Origin of the sequence: Micromonospora sp. ANENR4 (genome assembly GCF_015354395.1) — a bacterium.
In the GTDB taxonomy this organism is placed as follows: domain Bacteria; phylum Actinomycetota; class Actinomycetes; order Mycobacteriales; family Micromonosporaceae; genus Micromonospora; species Micromonospora aurantiaca.
In genome coordinates this window covers 165597-180293 of sequence record NZ_JADKYQ010000008.1, presented here as the reverse complement: position 1 = coordinate 180293, position 14697 = coordinate 165597, and the positions used below count along the sequence as shown (strand labels likewise).

14 protein-coding genes and 1 pseudogene are annotated in these 14697 nt (G+C 71.9%); 3 read left to right on the top strand and 12 right to left on the bottom strand.

Translation table 11 applies throughout. From position 1 onward, the window contains the following. Nucleotides 1-25 precede the first annotated feature (25 nt). The 6 genes and pseudogenes from IRY44_RS16030 to IRY44_RS16005 all read right to left on the bottom strand — a co-directional run bounded on the left by IRY44_RS16030 (nt 26) and on the right by IRY44_RS16005 (nt 5449). The gene (locus tag IRY44_RS16030) at nt 26-703 is read right to left on the bottom strand and encodes an urease accessory protein UreF (protein WP_223201363.1); all 678 of its coding nucleotides are present in this window, start codon (nt 701-703) and stop codon (nt 26-28) included. Nucleotides 704-719: 16 nt separating this feature from the next. Beyond that, complete coding sequence (ureE, locus tag IRY44_RS16025; RefSeq protein WP_013475749.1) at nt 720-1283, bottom strand: urease accessory protein UreE; 564 nt, start codon at nt 1281-1283, stop codon at nt 720-722. Between the two features lie 59 nt (nt 1284-1342). Further along, complete coding sequence (locus tag IRY44_RS16020) at nt 1343-3061, bottom strand: urease subunit alpha (protein WP_194801185.1); 1719 nt, start codon at nt 3059-3061, stop codon at nt 1343-1345. 197 nt (nt 3062-3258) lie between these two features. Then, nucleotides 3259-3594: pseudogene (locus IRY44_RS16015) on the bottom strand (urease subunit beta); the annotation flags it as partial. Between the two features lie 43 nt (nt 3595-3637). Then, entirely contained in the window at nt 3638-3940 is a 303-nt protein-coding gene (locus IRY44_RS16010; RefSeq protein ID WP_013287657.1) for an urease subunit gamma, read from the bottom strand. Between the two features lie 93 nt (nt 3941-4033). Further along, the gene (locus IRY44_RS16005; RefSeq protein WP_194801183.1) at nt 4034-5449 is read right to left on the bottom strand and encodes a sugar porter family MFS transporter; all 1416 of its coding nucleotides are present in this window, start codon (nt 5447-5449) and stop codon (nt 4034-4036) included. A gap of 38 nt (nt 5450-5487) precedes the next feature. Here IRY44_RS16005 and IRY44_RS16000 point away from each other — a divergent pair, with 38 nt between their 5' ends. Then, nucleotides 5488-5898: a DUF1275 family protein gene (locus IRY44_RS16000; RefSeq protein ID WP_228532188.1), complete on the top strand. Its 411-nt coding sequence runs from the start codon at nt 5488-5490 to the stop codon at nt 5896-5898. Between the two features lie 3 nt (nt 5899-5901). Here the strand turns inward: IRY44_RS16000 and proC are convergent, their stop codons facing one another. The 4 genes from proC to IRY44_RS15980 form a co-directional block, all read right to left on the bottom strand. After that, a complete protein-coding gene (gene proC, locus IRY44_RS15995) occupies nt 5902-6720 on the bottom strand; it encodes a pyrroline-5-carboxylate reductase (RefSeq protein WP_194801182.1) in 819 nt (272 codons plus the stop codon). 79 nt (nt 6721-6799) lie between these two features. Then, nucleotides 6800-7828 (bottom strand): 6-phosphofructokinase, encoded by a 1029-nt coding sequence (locus IRY44_RS15990; protein ID WP_030273929.1) that lies wholly within the window; start codon nt 7826-7828, stop codon nt 6800-6802. A gap of 178 nt (nt 7829-8006) precedes the next feature. Continuing rightward, nucleotides 8007-8510: a pyridoxamine 5'-phosphate oxidase family protein gene (locus IRY44_RS15985; protein ID WP_194801181.1), complete on the bottom strand. Its 504-nt coding sequence runs from the start codon at nt 8508-8510 to the stop codon at nt 8007-8009. Between the two features lie 58 nt (nt 8511-8568). Beyond that, nucleotides 8569-9072 carry a polyadenylate-specific 3'-exoribonuclease AS gene (locus IRY44_RS15980; protein ID WP_013287663.1) on the bottom strand — a complete coding sequence of 168 codons (504 nt, stop codon included), beginning with the start codon at nt 9070-9072 and terminating at the stop codon, nt 8569-8571. A 247-nt stretch (nt 9073-9319) separates the two neighbouring features. Here IRY44_RS15980 and IRY44_RS15975 point away from each other — a divergent pair, with 247 nt between their 5' ends. After that, nucleotides 9320-10012, top strand: coding sequence for a Crp/Fnr family transcriptional regulator (locus tag IRY44_RS15975; RefSeq protein WP_013287664.1), 693 nt, complete (start codon nt 9320-9322; stop codon nt 10010-10012). A gap of 78 nt (nt 10013-10090) precedes the next feature. Here IRY44_RS15975 and IRY44_RS15970 read toward each other — a convergent pair whose 3' ends face one another. Next, nucleotides 10091-10333 carry a hypothetical protein gene (locus IRY44_RS15970; protein WP_194801180.1) on the bottom strand — a complete coding sequence of 81 codons (243 nt, stop codon included), beginning with the start codon at nt 10331-10333 and terminating at the stop codon, nt 10091-10093. A 139-nt stretch (nt 10334-10472) separates the two neighbouring features. On the opposite strand from IRY44_RS15970, the gene IRY44_RS15965 reads away from it, so the two are divergent. After that, a complete protein-coding gene (locus tag IRY44_RS15965; protein ID WP_194801298.1) occupies nt 10473-13940 on the top strand; it encodes an adenylate/guanylate cyclase domain-containing protein in 3468 nt (1155 codons plus the stop codon). 3 nt (nt 13941-13943) lie between these two features. On the opposite strand, the gene IRY44_RS15960 is transcribed toward IRY44_RS15965, so the two are convergent. Further along, nucleotides 13944-14639, bottom strand: a complete 696-nt coding sequence (locus tag IRY44_RS15960; protein WP_194801179.1) for a 1-acyl-sn-glycerol-3-phosphate acyltransferase — start codon at nt 14637-14639, stop codon at nt 13944-13946. Nucleotides 14640-14697 lie beyond the last annotated feature (58 nt).

Sequence of the window (14697 nt, the reverse complement as noted above, 5' to 3'; positions counted from 1 at the left end):
GAAAGCCCTTCAGGTGGGTGAGCGCTCAGCTCATGAACATGCGTACGTGTGCGTGCTGGTGCGCGCCGGCCAGCACGTCGAGGTGCGGCGCGAAGCTCTGCATGTCGTCGAGCCCGGCGGTGCGCACCTCCTCGTAGTCCTCGCCGACCCGCTCGTTCACCGCGAAGAGGATCGACTGGGTGTCGAGGTGGTCCACCCGCATCAGCCGGACCGCCGCGCCGAGCACCATGGAGGCCGCGCCGTACTGGTGGGCGGCGAACGCGTCCGCCTCGCCCACGCCGAGTTCGGCGAAGAGCACGCCGAGCGCGACCGGGTAGGTGACCGGGACGCCGCCACCGCTCTCCGCGACGCGCTTGCGCAGGAGGGACTCCCCCACCACCCGTTCGGCGGCCTCGGCCAGCTTGCGCCCCATGCGGACGGTCATGGTCCGCGTCTCTTCGTTGATCTTGCGCAGGTGTACGGCCTCGTCGGCCGCCCGGATCCGGTCGAGGTCACCGGCGCGGGCGGCGCGGTGCGCCACGAGCAGCGCCACTCCGTCTCCGGTGGCGGCGGCGCGCGTGACGGTACGCACGAACTCCTGCAACGTGGTCCGGTCGTGCACCGCCCCCTGTTCGACCGCCGTCTCCAGCCCGTTGGAGAAGGAGAACGCGCCGACCGGGAAGACCGAGTCGCCGAACTGGAGCAGCTTCAGGGCCTCGGTCACCGTGGACACCCGGCCCTCAGTTCAGGTCGGCGGGCAGGTGCGTGTGCGGGGTCGAGTCGGCCCCGCCGAACAGGCGCCGCGACTCGTGCGGGGCCAGGTACGCGATGATCTCGGTGCCGGGGATGAACTCGTGGGTGAGGCCGGTGAACGCGTGCGTGCGCATCACCGAGTCCATCACCTTGCGGTCCACGGTGAGCGGGACGTACATCTTGGTGCCCTTCACCACCGCCGGCCAGTGCTGGTTGCCGATCGCGTGGCCGAGTTCGACGGCGGAGCGGATCACCATGTCCAGCGACTCGCCGTGCAGCGTGTCGAGGTGCACGACCATGACCTCGCCGAGCGCGATCCGGGCCACCACGGCGGTCGCGGTGGCGTCGTCCCACGCGAGCACGTCACCGTCGCGCAGCCGTACGCCGCGGGCCAGGGACAGCGCCAGTTCGGTGCCGAGGCTCGTGGTCCGGCGCAGCCGGCTCTTCTGGGCGTCCCACTGGTCGAGGACCAGGTCGTCGACCTTGGCCTCCCGGAGCCGCTCGGTCCAGGCCGGCTCGTTCACGTTGCCGAGTACCGTTTCGACGAGCATGTGTTCTCCTTTCACGCGACCCCGCCGCCGGCCCGGCCGGGAGCGGGCGCCGCGCCGGGTCAGCTGAAGAAGTAGAGCTGGCTGAGGGGGAGGTTCTTGGCCGCCGGCACTGTCGCGTGCACGCCGTCCATCTTCACGGCGAAGGTCTCCGGGTCGACCTCGAGCTTCGGCGTACGGTCGTTGCGCACCATGTCGCGCTTGGTCAGGTTGCGGCAGCCGTAGACCGGGATGACCTGCCGTTGCAGGCCGAGCTGTTCGGCCACACCCGACTCGTGCGCGGCGCGGGACACGAACGTCACGCAGTTCTTGGCGACCTGCGAACCGGTGGCGCCGAACATGGGCCGGTAGTAGACCGGCTGCGGGGTGGGCAGCGAGGCGTTCGGGTCACCCATGATCGACCAGGCGATCATGCCGCCCTTGAGCACCATCTTCGGCTTCGTGCCGAAGAACGCGGGCTCCCAGAGCACCAGGTCGGCGAGCTTGCCGGGGCTGACCGAGCCGATGACGTGCGAGACGCCCTGGGTGATCGCCGGGTTGATGGTCATCTTGGCGACGTAGCGCAGGACGCGGAAGTTGTCGTTGGCGTCGGAGTCCTCGGCCAGCTTGCCACGGACGTTCTTCATCTGCCCGGCGAGCTGGACGGTGCGCAGCCAGGTCTCGCCCACCCGGCCCATGGCCTGCGAGTCGCTCTGCATCATCGAGATGACGCCCTCGTCGAGGAGCACGTCCTCGGCGGCGATGGTCTCGGTGCGGATGCGGCTCTCCACGAAGGCGACGTCCGAGGGCACCTTCGGGTTGAAGTTGTGGCAGACCATGATCATGTCGTACAGCTCGGACTGGCTGTTGATGCCGTACGGCACCGTCGGCGTGGTCGAGGCGGGCAGCACGTTCATCTGGCCGGCGACCTTGATGATGTCCGGTGCGTGCCCGCCGCCGGCGCCCTCGGTGTGGAAGGTGTGGATGGTGCGGCCCTCGAACGCGGCGATGCTGTCCTCGATGTAGCCGCTCTCGTTGAGCGTGTCGGTGTGGATGCTGATCTGGACGTCGTACTCGTCGGCGACGGCCAGGCAGGACCGGATCACCGCCGGCGGCGCGCCCCAGTCCTCGTGGATCTTGAAGCTGGGCACCCCGGCCATGATCTGCTCGACGAGCGGCGCCCGGCCGCTGCTGTTGCCCTTGCCCAGCAGGCCGATGTTGATCGGCAGGTTCTCGAAGGCCCGCATCATGTTGTGGATGTTCCAGGGGCCGGGCGTGATGGTGACGCCGTTGGTGCTGTCGCTGGGACCGGTACCGCCGCCCCACAGGGTGGTGACGCCGTTGCTGAGCGCGGCGTACACCTGCTGCGGGGTGACCAGGTGGACGTGCGCGTCGATGCCGCCGGCGGTCAGGATCAGGTGCTCGCCGGAGATCGCGTCCGTGCCCGGCCCGGTCACCAGGCCCGGGGTCACCCCGTCCATGATGTTGGGGTTGCCGGCCTTGCCGATCCCGGCGATCCTTCCGTCCTTGATCCCCACGTCCGCCTTGACCACGCCGAGCAGCGCGTCCACGATGGTCACGTTCGTGATCACCAGGTCCACCACGCCTTCGGCGCTGGTGGCCTGGCTGGCACTGCCCATGCCGTCGCGCAGGGTCTTGCCACCGCCGTACATGACCTCGTCACCGAGGACCCGCAGGTCCTTCTCGATCTCGATGTAGAGGTCGGTGTCACCCAGACGGATCTGGTCGCCCGTGGTCGGGCCGTACATTCCGGCATATTCCTGCCGTGAGATCTGACTCATGCGTTGTCGCTCCAGCTCTGGCGCATCTGAGAGTGGCCGGGCTACTTGCCCTTGCCCTTGCCCTTGCCCTTGCCTTGGTCCTGGCCCTTGCCCTGGTCCTGCTGCTGCGACGTGGTCTTGAAGCCGCGCGTCTGGGCCTGGTGGAGCGCCTCGGCCCGGTCCGGCCGGTAGCCGGGGATCGGCCCGTCGCCGGTCCAGCCCTGGACCAGGCCGTTGAAGCCGTACACCCGCTGGGAGCCGCCGTACGGGACGAGCTGGACGGTCTTGCGGTCGCCGGGCTCGAACCGGATCGAGGTCGTGGCCGGGATGTTCAGCCGTTTGCCGAACGCCGACGGGCGGTCGAACTCCAGGAAGCGGTTGGCCTCGAAGAAGTGGAAGTGGGAACCGACCTGGATGGGGCGGTCACCGGTGTTGTGCACGACCACCTCGGTCACCGGCCGCCCGGCGTTGAGTTCCAGAGGTTGGTCGCTGAGCTTGTAGCCGCCGATGGGCCGAAGGTGCTTGGAGTTCGGTCCCGGGTGTTGCTTCGCCATGTCGCCCCCGCTCTGCCGGAGACCGTGGCCTCCGGTCGCTGCTCTACTGAATGGGTGAGTGGACGGTGATCAGCCGTGACCCGTCGGTGAAGACCGCTTCGACCTGGAGCATCGGGATCATGTCCGCCACGCCGGGGATCACGTCGTCGGCGGTGAGCACGTGGCTCGCGTCGTTCATGACCTCCTCGACGGTCTTGCCCTCGCGCGCGCCTTCGAGCGCCGCGGCACAGATCACCGCCACGGCCTCGGGGTGGTTGAGCTTGACCCCGCGCGCCTTGCGGGCGTTCGCGACCATCGCCAACGAGTGGATCGTCAGCTTGTCGAATTCCTTCGGCGTGAGATGCACTTCGCGATCCCTTCGTCCGCACCGTCTGTACGGTTTCAGCTACTCCGTCACGTTAAGAGTGCTTTAGTCCGCCCGCAGCCGTTCTGGGGGATTTCAGGAACCGGTGTACGCCCGCTTGCGCCGGTCGTAGTCGGCGACCCACATCTGCTGGATCTGCTCGAGCGTCCGGCCCTTGGTCTCCGGCAGGTACCGCCGGACGAACAGGAAGCCGAGCACGCACAGCCCGGCGAAGAGCGCGAACACGCCCGACCGGCCGAGCGCGTCGAGCAGGCTCAGGAAGAACTGCGTGATCAGGTACTCGGTGCCCCAGTGGGTCGCCGACGCGATCGCCACGCACCGGCCGCGGATCGGACCGGGATAGATCTCGTTGATCACGGTCCACGCGCCCGGGCCGATGGACACCGCGTAGAACGCGACGAAGAAGACCACGCCGACCAGCAGGAACAGACCCGAGGTGGTGATCCGCCCGTCGCCGCGCCCGCCGCCCGCACCGAGGAAGCTGACGCTCACCACGGCGAGCGAGACCGCCATCCCGGCCAGGCCGACAAGCAGCAGCGGCCGGCGGCCGACGCGGTCGAGCAGGCCCACGGCGACGAGCGCGAACGCCGCGTCCACCGCGCCGATCGCCCAGGTGGTCGCGGAGAGCTGCGCCTCCGGAGTACGGAATCCGGCCGCCGAGAAGATCGAGTCGGCGTAGTAGATGATGCCGTTGATCCCTGTCGTCTGCTGGAACAGCGCCAGCCCGACGCCGAGCGCGAGTGGGCGCCGCCACTGCGGTGACAGCAACTCCCGCCAGCTCGCCCTGCGGCCGTGCAGACTCTTCTCGATCTCGCCGAGGCGCTGCTCCACCCGCTGCTCGGGAACGGTCCGGCACAGCGACTCCCGGGCCCGGCGCCCGTCGCCCCGCTTGAGGTACCAGACCGCCGAGTCCGGCACCACCACTGTCACCAGGATCAGCGCCACGCCCAGCACGATCGCCGCGCCGAGCAGGTAGCGCCACGACTCGCCGCCGGTGAACAGCTCGTCCGCCAGGTAGCCGATGAAGATCGCGAAGGTGGTCGAGAACTGGTAGACCGCGAGCAGGCCGCCGCGGATCCGTTCCGGCGCCGCCTCGGCCGCGAACATCGGCCCGGCGACCGAGGCCACGCCGATACCCACGCCGAGCAGCAGCCGCGCGCCGAGCAGTGCGCCGATGGCCGGCGCCGCGGCCTGCACGATCGTGCCGACGACGTACGCCCCGGCGGCGACCCACAGCGCGCCCCGCCGGCCGATCCGGTCGGCGAGGTGACCACCGGCGAGCGCGCCGGCCAGCGCGCCGAGCGTCACCCAGCTCGCCGCCACCTCCACCTCGAAGGTGTCCACGTCGAACGTGTGCCGGATGTCGTGCAGCGCGCCGCTGATGACGCCCTGGTTGTAGCCGAAGAACGCGCCGGAGAGCACGACGATCGACACGATCGCCACGAGACTGTGGCGGGCCGGCCGGCCGGTCGCGCGTCCGCTCGCCGCCATGTCACCCCGTCCGCCGACGACCGACCCCCGAAGCCGCCATGATCGTCTGGACGGTGCTCAACCTGACGCTCGCGTACGGCCGGGACGGCACAGCGTCCCGGGTGCTGCTCGCCGCCGCCGGAGCGGTCGCCATGGGCAGCCTGACCACTGTGGCGAGCCGGACCGCGGGCATCGCGACGCCGATCACCTACCAGTCGGACACCACGACCAAGACCGGTGAGCGCGCCGCCCGCTGGCTGCTCGGTCCCGCCGCCGGCCGGGGCCGGGCCCGGCGGGGCACCCTGCTCGGGCTGCTCGCCCTGGTCAGCTACAGCGTCGGCGGCGCAGTCGGCACGCTCGCCCAGCACCAGCCCCGCTGGGTGCCACTGTGGGGGACGCTCGCGCTGGCCGTGCTGATCCTGCTGCTCCGCCGGCACCGGCGACCGGGACCGGCGGCGCGGCCCGGCTGAGCGTCAGTCCGCCTGGGCGGCGAGTTCCCGGGCCCGGTCCCGGGCCGCCTCCAGCGCCGCCAGCATGGCCGCGCGTACGCCGTGGTTCTCCAGCTCGCGGATCGCCGAGATGGTGGTGCCCGCGGGCGAGGTGACCGCCTCGCGCAGCTTCACCGGGTGTTCACCGGAGTCGCGCAGCATCACCGCCGAGCCGATCGCGGTCTGCACGATCAGCTCGTGCGCCACCTGGCGCGGCAGGCCGAGCAGGATGCCCGCGTCGATCATCGCCTCGACCAGCAGGTAGAAGTAGGCCGGGCCGGAGCCGGAGAGCGCGGTGACCGCGTCCTGCTGCGACTCGGGCACCCGGACGGTGGCGCCGAGCGGGGAGAACATCTCCTCCGCCAGGGCCAGATGCTCGCCGGTGGCGTACGCGCCCGCCGAGATCGCGCTCATCGCCTCGTCGACAAGCGCCGGGGTGTTCGTCATCACCCGGACCACGGGGGTGCCCTCTGGTAGCCGGCGGTTGAAGAAGGCGGTCGGCAGGCCGGCGCAGAGCGAGATGACCAGCTTGTCGGCCGGCACCTTCGGGCCGATCTCGTCCAGCAGCGCGGCGGCGTCCTGCGGCTTGACCGACACGGCCAGCACCTCGGCCTCGGTCACGGCGGTGAGGTTGTCCACCACCCGTACGCCGTAGCGGTCGGCCAGCTCCCGCGCCCGCGCCGGCCGCCGCGCGGTGGCGAGCAGCCGCTCCACCGGCCAGCCGGAACGCAGCAGCCCGGAGAGCATCAGCTCACCGATCTTGCCGGCGCCGATCACCGCGACCGTGTGCACCTGGCGTGCCATCAGCCGTACCCCTTCCCGGGTCACGTGGGCAGGGCGTGGCGGGCCGGATCGCCGGCCCGCCACGCCCGTGCGCCGTCGATCAGCTGCCGAAGAAGACCTCGGCCTCGGCGTACCGCTCCAGCGGCACGGTCTTCAGCTCGCGGGTGGCGTCGGCGAGCGGGACGCGGACGATGTCCGTGCTCTGCATCGCGACCATCTTGCCCCAGTCGCCCTCGTGCGCGGCGTCGATCGCGTGCAGGCCGAGCCGGGTCGCCAGCACCCGGTCGAACGCGGTCGGAGTGCCACCGCGCTGGATGTGGCCGAGCACCACGGTGCGGGCCTCCTTGCCGGTCTTCGCCTCCAGCTGCTCGGCCAGCCACTGGCCGATGCCGCCGAGACGGACGTGACCGAACGCGTCCAGCTCCTGGTTGTGCAGGACCATCTGGCCGTCCAGCGGCTGGGCGCCCTCGGCGACCACGACGATCGGGGCGTACTGGTGCTGGAAGCGCTTCTCGACGTAGCCGGCGACCTGCTCGACGTCGAACTGCCGCTCCGGCAGCAGGATCACGTTGGCGCCACCGGCGAGGCCGGCGTGCAGGGCGATCCAGCCGGCGTGCCGGCCCATGACCTCGACCACCAGGGTGCGGTGGTGGCTCTCCGCGGTGGTGTGCAGCCGGTCGATCGCCTCCATGGCGATGTTGACGGCGGTGTCGAAGCCGAACGTGTAGTCGGTCGCACCGAGGTCGTTGTCGATCGTCTTCGGCACACCGATGACGTTGACGCCCAGCTCGTGCAGCTTGGTGGCGACGCCGAGCGTGTCCTCGCCGCCGATCGCGATCAGCGCGTCCACGCCCTGGGCGGCGAGGTTGTCCTTGATCCGCTCCACGCCGTTCTCGATCTTGAACGGGTTGGTGCGGGACGAGCCGAGGATGGTGCCGCCGCGCGGCAGGATGCCACGCACCTCGGCGATGCCGAGCGGCTTGGTCAGGCCCTCGAGCGGGCCCTTCCAGCCGTCCCGGAAGCCCACGAACTCGTGACCGTAGGTGGCGACGCCCTTGCGGACCACCGCCCGAATCACCGCGTTGAGACCTGGGCAGTCGCCGCCGCCGGTGAGCACGCCGATACGCATGATCTGCTCATCCTCCTGGAGCATCAGGTGAAGCCCGGATAAGCCCCAGGATATGTGTCAGATCAGACCATCGGCGCCGTTGCCGGCCCGGGGCGGGCCGTCACTGCGCACTGTAGTCGGCACAGGTGTACGCCGACACCGCACCCCGGGCCGTTCCGGACGGCGGACGGGCTACCCGTCAGTAGCTGACCTCGTGGTTCTCCCCCGCCTTCGGCGGCTTGCCGGTCACCGCCGCCTTCGCGAAGCCGAGCAGGTTGACCACGGTGCTGCCGGGCGAGTCCCAGTACTCCGCCGACCCGGCGTGCACCTTGATCAACGTGATCCCGGGCGTGTCCAGCCCGTCCGGGAACCACGCCTTCAGCACCGGACTCCACAGCTCCTTCGCCCGGTCGGGGTCCCACTCCTCGGTGGCGGTGCCGGCGACCGACACCCAGGCGTGGTGGCGCTGGTCGGAGAAACCGACGTTCACCTGCGGGTTGACCCGGATCTGCCGCACCTTCGCCGAGTCGGCGTACGCGAAGAACCACAGGTCGCCGTCGAAGTCCGCCTCCTGCAACCCCATCGGGCGGCTGATCAGACGCCCGTCCACGCCGGTGGTGGTGAGCAGGCAGATCCGGGCGTCCCTGATCAGCTCGGTGACCCGGCGGCGGGCGTCCGCGGCGTTTGTCGGCTCATTGCTCATGGGGCACTCCTGTCTCGGATCGGCGTAGATGCCGCTCCCGTGCCCTGGGCGGAACCGGTCAAACCTCCCGCGCCGTCATCGCCCGCCACCGCGCCAGGTTGTGCCGCGCGTCCACGAGCGCGTCGTGCCGGTCGGCCTCGGCGTCCGGCAGCCGGGGGCGACCCCGGTCGTCCCAGAGCTGGCGCAGCTCCTTGGTGAAGCGGGGGATCTCCCGGGGCAGCGCCGGCATCGCGCCCCAGAGCTGGGCCAGCACGACGTGGTCGTAGGCGGCGTACCAGGCCCACAGCTCCAGCTGCTCGCCCGGCCGGTCCCGCACCGGCTCCAGCAGGAACTCGTGCAGGTCGTCCCGGATGCGCGCGCGGGAGCGCCAGGCCCGGTCGGCCGGCGACGGGAGCTTGTCCAGCACGTTGCGCCGCACCCAGGGCACCGCCCGGGAGTCGTCGAACTCGGTGGAGACCGCGTAGAACTCGCGGCCGTACTCGTCGACGACGCCGATCGACACCAGGTCGACGATGCGGCCGTCCTCGATGAATTCGCAGTCGTAGAAATAGCGGTAGACCATCGCCCCCATCCTCGCCCATCACCGGCACGGACCGGTCGCCGGGGCGTCCGCCGAGGTCGGCGCGTGTGCCGGCGGCGGGCGGGCATGGTCACGGAAGTGTTTCCGGGGGTGTACAGCACGCGACGAGAGCGTCATGATCTGATGTGTACCGCCGTCGGGCGCCGAACCGGTTGAGCTGCCTCGTACCGGGAATGACAGCTTCACCCGGTGTGCGAGTCGTGACTTCTGACCGGGGAGGGGTTGAGCCGTGGAGTCTCGCCTGCCGGAGCCGGGTGACGCGCTCACGGGTGTGGAGATGTTCGCCGGGCTCGAGCCGGAGGTGCGGCAGCGTGTCATCGCCGCGGCCGTACCGCGCACCTACCGCAAGGGCCAGCTGCTCTTCGTCGAGAACGATCCCGGTGAGTCGCTGATCGTGCTGCGCCGCGGCGCGGTGGCGGTGTTCCGCACCGCGCCGACCGGTGAACGCGCGGTGCTGTCGGTGATCCGACCCCCGGACGTGCTCGGCGAGGTGTCCCTGTTGGACGCCTCCACCCGCTCGGCGTCGGCCGAGGCGATCGAGGACTGCGCCGCGCTGGCGCTGTCCCGGCCGGCATTCATGGAGCTGGTGCACTCCAACCCGCGCATCCTGGACGCGGTGATGCGCTCGCTGGGCCAGTTGATCCGCCGGCTCACCGAGCAGAACGCCGACCACGTCTTCCTCGACCTGCCCGGCCGGGTCGCAAAGACGCTGGTCCGGCTCGCCGGTGAGAGCCAGGCCCCGATGATCACCATCGAGCTGAACCAGAGTCAGCTGGCCGAGATGGCGGGCGGTTCCCGGCAGAGCGTCAACCAGGCCATCGGCTCGTTCGCCAGCCGGGGCTGGCTGCGCACCGAGGGACGCCGCATCGTGGTCACCGACGTGGCCGCGCTGCGCCGCCGGGCCGGCATGAACGACCGCTGACACGACGACGGCGGGGGCCGGCGGTCGTCCCGCCGGCCCCCGCCGCGTTCGTCGTACGCCCGTTCGTCGTACGCCCGGTCAGTCGTTGTCGGTGTCGGCCGGGGGCGAGCTCGGGCCCGGGCCGATCTTCGACGGGTCGGTCTTCTTCGGCGGGGTCGTCGTGGTGGTCGTGGTCTCGGTCGATCCGCTACCCGCGGGCTGCTCCACCATGCCTTTTTCCTCCAGTTCGGCGAGGGTCACGGCGTCCACGTCGACCGTGTCGCCGACGGCCCACACCGTCCCCCGTGGATCGGTCCATGCGGCGGACAGCCGGACGTGCACGGCAAACTCCCTGTCGACGGGACTTCCTGCTAGGGGAGACTAGACCCGGCCGAACAGCCGTGACGTCCCGCCGACCCGTCGGGTACCCGACTGCGCGGCCGCGCGGGACACTGGGGACCTCACGCGTACGGAGCCGGACATCGACCTCACCTGTGGACACTGCGCCCGGACTGCCGGGCCGGACGACCGTTTCTGCGGTGGGTGCGGCCGTCCGCTGGCGGCTGCCTGCCCTGGCTGCGGCCACGCCAACGACACCGGCGCCAACTTCTGCACGAACTGCGGTCAGCCGCTGCGCGACCACGCGGTCGCCGTGCAGGAGGACCGCCGCCAGGTGAGCGTGCTCTTCATCGACATCGTCGACTTCACGACATACGCCGAGCGGGCCGACCCGGAGCAGGCCCGCGGCCTGCAACAGGCGTACTTCGCCACGGTGCGCCGGCTGGTGCACCAGTACGGCGGCGTGGTGGAGAAGTACATCGGCGACGCCGTCATGGCGTTGTTCGGCGCGCCGGTCGCCACCGACAACGACGCGCTGCGCTGCGTACGCGCCGGGCTGGAGCTGCAACGCAGCCTGGCCCGGCAGCCGGCCGGCCCGCATCCGCCGCTCGGGTTCCGGGTCGGCATCGCCACCGGCGAGGCCCTGGTCGACCTGTCCGCGGCCCGCGACGGCGGCCAGGCGTTCGTCACCGGCGACGTGGTGAACACCGCCAGCCGGTTGCAGGGGCTCGCTCCGGTGGGCGGCGTGGTGGTCGACGAGAGCACCTGGGCGGCCACCCGGCGCGAGATGGAGTACGACGACCAGCCACCGGTGACCCTGCGCGGCCGGTCGACGGTGAGCCGGATCTGGCTGGCCGTGCGGGCGCGGCCCCGGCGCGACGGGCAGACCGCCGAGCTGACCCCGATGGTCGACCGGGACCACGAGCGGGGCCTGCTGGTCAGCGCGTTGCACCGCACGCTCACCGAGCGCACCTCGCAGCTGCTCACCGTCTTCGGCCCGGCCGGGGTCGGCAAGAGCCGGCTGCTGCGCGAACTGGCCCGGCACGCCGCCAGCCTGCCCGGCGCCCGGGTCACCTGGCTGACCGGCCAGTGCCCGCCGTTCGGCGAGAACGTCACCTACGCGGCGCTGGCGGACATCGTCCGGAGCTGGGCCGGGCTGACCGGCGCCGACGACCCGGCCACCATCCGGGACCGGCTGCGCGAGCGACTGGGCCACCTCGCCGATCCGCACGCGGTACGGCTGGCCGAGGCGCTGGGCCCGCTGGTCGGCGTCTCCGGTGAACGACTCACCTCGGCCGAGACCGAGGCGGCGTGGCGGCGGTTCCTGCTCACCCTGGCGTCGACCGGCCCCACGGTGCTCGTCTTCGAGGACATGCACTGGGCCGACGAGGCGATGCTGTCCTTCGTCGAGCAGCTCGGCGCGGCGGCCCGCAACGTGCCGCTGCTCGTCGTCGCCACCGCCCGGCCGGAGCTGCGCGAGCGGCACCCGGCCTGGACCGGCACGATCAGCGGGGCGATGTCCATCTCGGTGCCGCCGATGCACGACGGGGACATCGACACGCTCTACTCGCTGCTGCTCGGCCAGGCCACGCTGCCGCAGGAGGCGCGCGCGCCGCTCATCGAGTTCGCCGACGGCAACCCGCTCTACGCCCAGGAGTACGCGCGGATGCTGCTCGACGGCGGGCTGGCCGAGCGGACCGCCGCGCTCGCGCTCCTCGACCCGGTCGGCAGCGCCGGGATGCCGCGTACCGTGCAGGCCGTCATCGCCAACCGGCTGGACCTGCTCGACCCGGCCGACCGCGCGGTGCTCCAGGCCGCCTCGGTGGTCGGCGTGCAGTTCTGGGCGGCGCCGGTCGCGCTGGCGCTGGGCCGCCCGACGGAGTGGGTCGAGCGCGCGCTGCACCACCTCCAGCGGCGTGACCTCGTCTACGAGCTGCCCGTCTCGGCCATGCCCGGCCAGGCGGAGTACCGGTTCCGGCACGTGCTGGTCCGGGACGTCTGCTACCAGCGGCTGCCCCGGGCCGAGCGGGTCGCCCGGCACCAGCGCACCGCCGACTGGCTCGAGCAGCTCGCCGACGGCCGACTGCACGACCTGGCCGAGGTGCTCGCCAACCACAGGTGGGCGGCACACGAGATCGCCCGTACCGTCGGGCTGGACCAGGCCCCGCACGCCGCCGCGACCCGGTCCGCGCTGCACCGGGCGGCACGCCGGGCGTACGACCTGCACGCGCTGGAGACCGCTGCCACGCTCGTGGACCGCGCGCTGAGCGTGGAGTGCGGGCCGGACCCGGCACTCGAACTGTTCCGGGCCGAGCTGGCGTTCTACCGGGACCGCGACGGCTTCCTCGACGGTGGCGGTACGGCGCTGCTCACCACGCTGGCCGACCGGCTGACCGACGCCGGTGACCGGCCCGGCGCGGCGAAGGCGTGGCGGCTACTGGCCACTGCGGCCTTCGCGCGGGCTGACCGTTCGGAGCTGATGCGCTGCCTGGACCGGGCGATCGGGCTGCACGCCACGCTGCCGGACAGCGAGGACAAGGTGGGTGTGCTGCTGGAGCTGGCCCGGGCGCACATGCTGGACGCGGAGACGGAGCCGGCGTGCGCGGCCGCCCGTACCGCCGCCGAGCTGGCCGAGCGGCTGGGGCTGCGCGAGGCCCGGGCGAACGCGCGCATCACGCTCGCCGTGGTCCGCTACCAGGCCGGCGCCGAGGAGGCGTACGCCGAACTGGCCGAGGTGACCGAGGAGTGCCGGGTGGAGCGGCTGACCAGCCGCCGCCGCGCGGTGCACAACCTGGCCTGGGTGCTGCAGGAGGAGGGTGACCTGGCCGGCTCGGCACGGCTGGTCGACGAGCAGCGCTCACTGGACCTGGCCGGCGAGCACGCCCTGACGGTGAGCTTCAGCGACCAGTGGGCCCGGTCGTACTACAGCGGGGACTGGACGTCGGCGCTGCGGATGGCCGAGGGGTCGACGCGGCGCCCGACCGACGAGTGGGACCTGCACATCGTGGCGGTGTCCGGCTGGATCCGCGCGCTCGGCGACGACCCGGCCGGCCCGGGCACCGGCGAGGACCTGGTGGACCAGGCGCTCGTGGCGGCCCGCCGCAGCGGCTTCCAGCGCGTGCTGCGCTCCACGCTGGCGCACGCCGCGCTCTGCCGCGCGGTGCAGGGCCGCCGGGACGAGGCGGTGGCGCTGCTGTCCGAGCTGGACGAGGACTGGCGGCAGACCCGGATGATCCCGTTCGCCGAGTGGGTGCCGGCGGTCGGCCACGTGGCCGCGCTGCTCGGCGGCGACGCCGCGGTGCTGGTGCGCGACCTGCTGGCGCGCTCGCCGCGGGCCACCCGCTGGGCGCGGGCCGCCGGACGGTCGGCCGAGGCGGCGCTGGCCCGGGGCGACGGCGACGCCGCGCGGGCGGGCCGGCTGCTCACCACAGCGGCCGAGGGGTACGCGGAGATGACCGACGTCACCGACCAGATGATCGCGTCCGCGCTGGCGGTCGGGCCGCTCACCGAGGCGGATCCGCCGGCCGCGGCGGCGACCCTGGACCGGGTACGCGCGTTCGCCGGCCGGCACGCCGCCACTGGGCTGCTCCGGATCGCCGGGGCGGGCTGAGGGTCAGGCCGGGAGCGGCTGCCGGGCCGCGGCGCTCTTGGCCTTCTGCGCGTACGTGTCGACGTACTCGCGACCGGACAGCTCCATCAGCTCGTACATGATCTCGTCGGTGACCGCCCGCTCGACGAACCGGTCACCGGCCATCCCGGCGTAGCGGGAGAAGTCCAGCGGCGGGCCGAAGCGGATCCGCACCCGGCCCAGGTTCGGGATGATCTGGCCGGTGGGCTGGATCGCGTCGGAGTTGAGCATGGCCATCGGTACGACCGGGGCGCCGCTCTCCAGCGCCAGCCGCGCCACGCCGGTCTTGCCCCGGTAGAGCCGGCCGTCCGGCGAGCGGGTGCCCTCCGGGTAGATGCCGGCGATGCCACCGGCACGCAGCACGGAGAGCTGGGTGTCGAGGGCGGCGCGGGCGGCCCGGCCGCCGGAGCGGTCGACCGGGATGGTGCCGGAGCCGACGAAGAACATCTTGGTGAGCCGGCCCTTGAGGCCCTTACCGGTGAAGTATTCGGCTTTCGCGATGAAGGTGACTTTTCGCTTGACGATCAGCGGTGTGAAGATCGAATCCGAGAAGGAGAGGTGGTTGCTGGCCAGGATCACCGGGCCGGTGGCCGGAACGTGCTCCAGTCCCTCCACCTGCGGACGGAAGATCAACCTCAGCAGCGGGCCGAGAACGACGTACTTCAGCAGCCAGTACAGCACCGGCGTCCTTCCCGTGTCGGTGGCGGCGGACGGGTCGCCGCGTGGCCCCGCGGGCGCC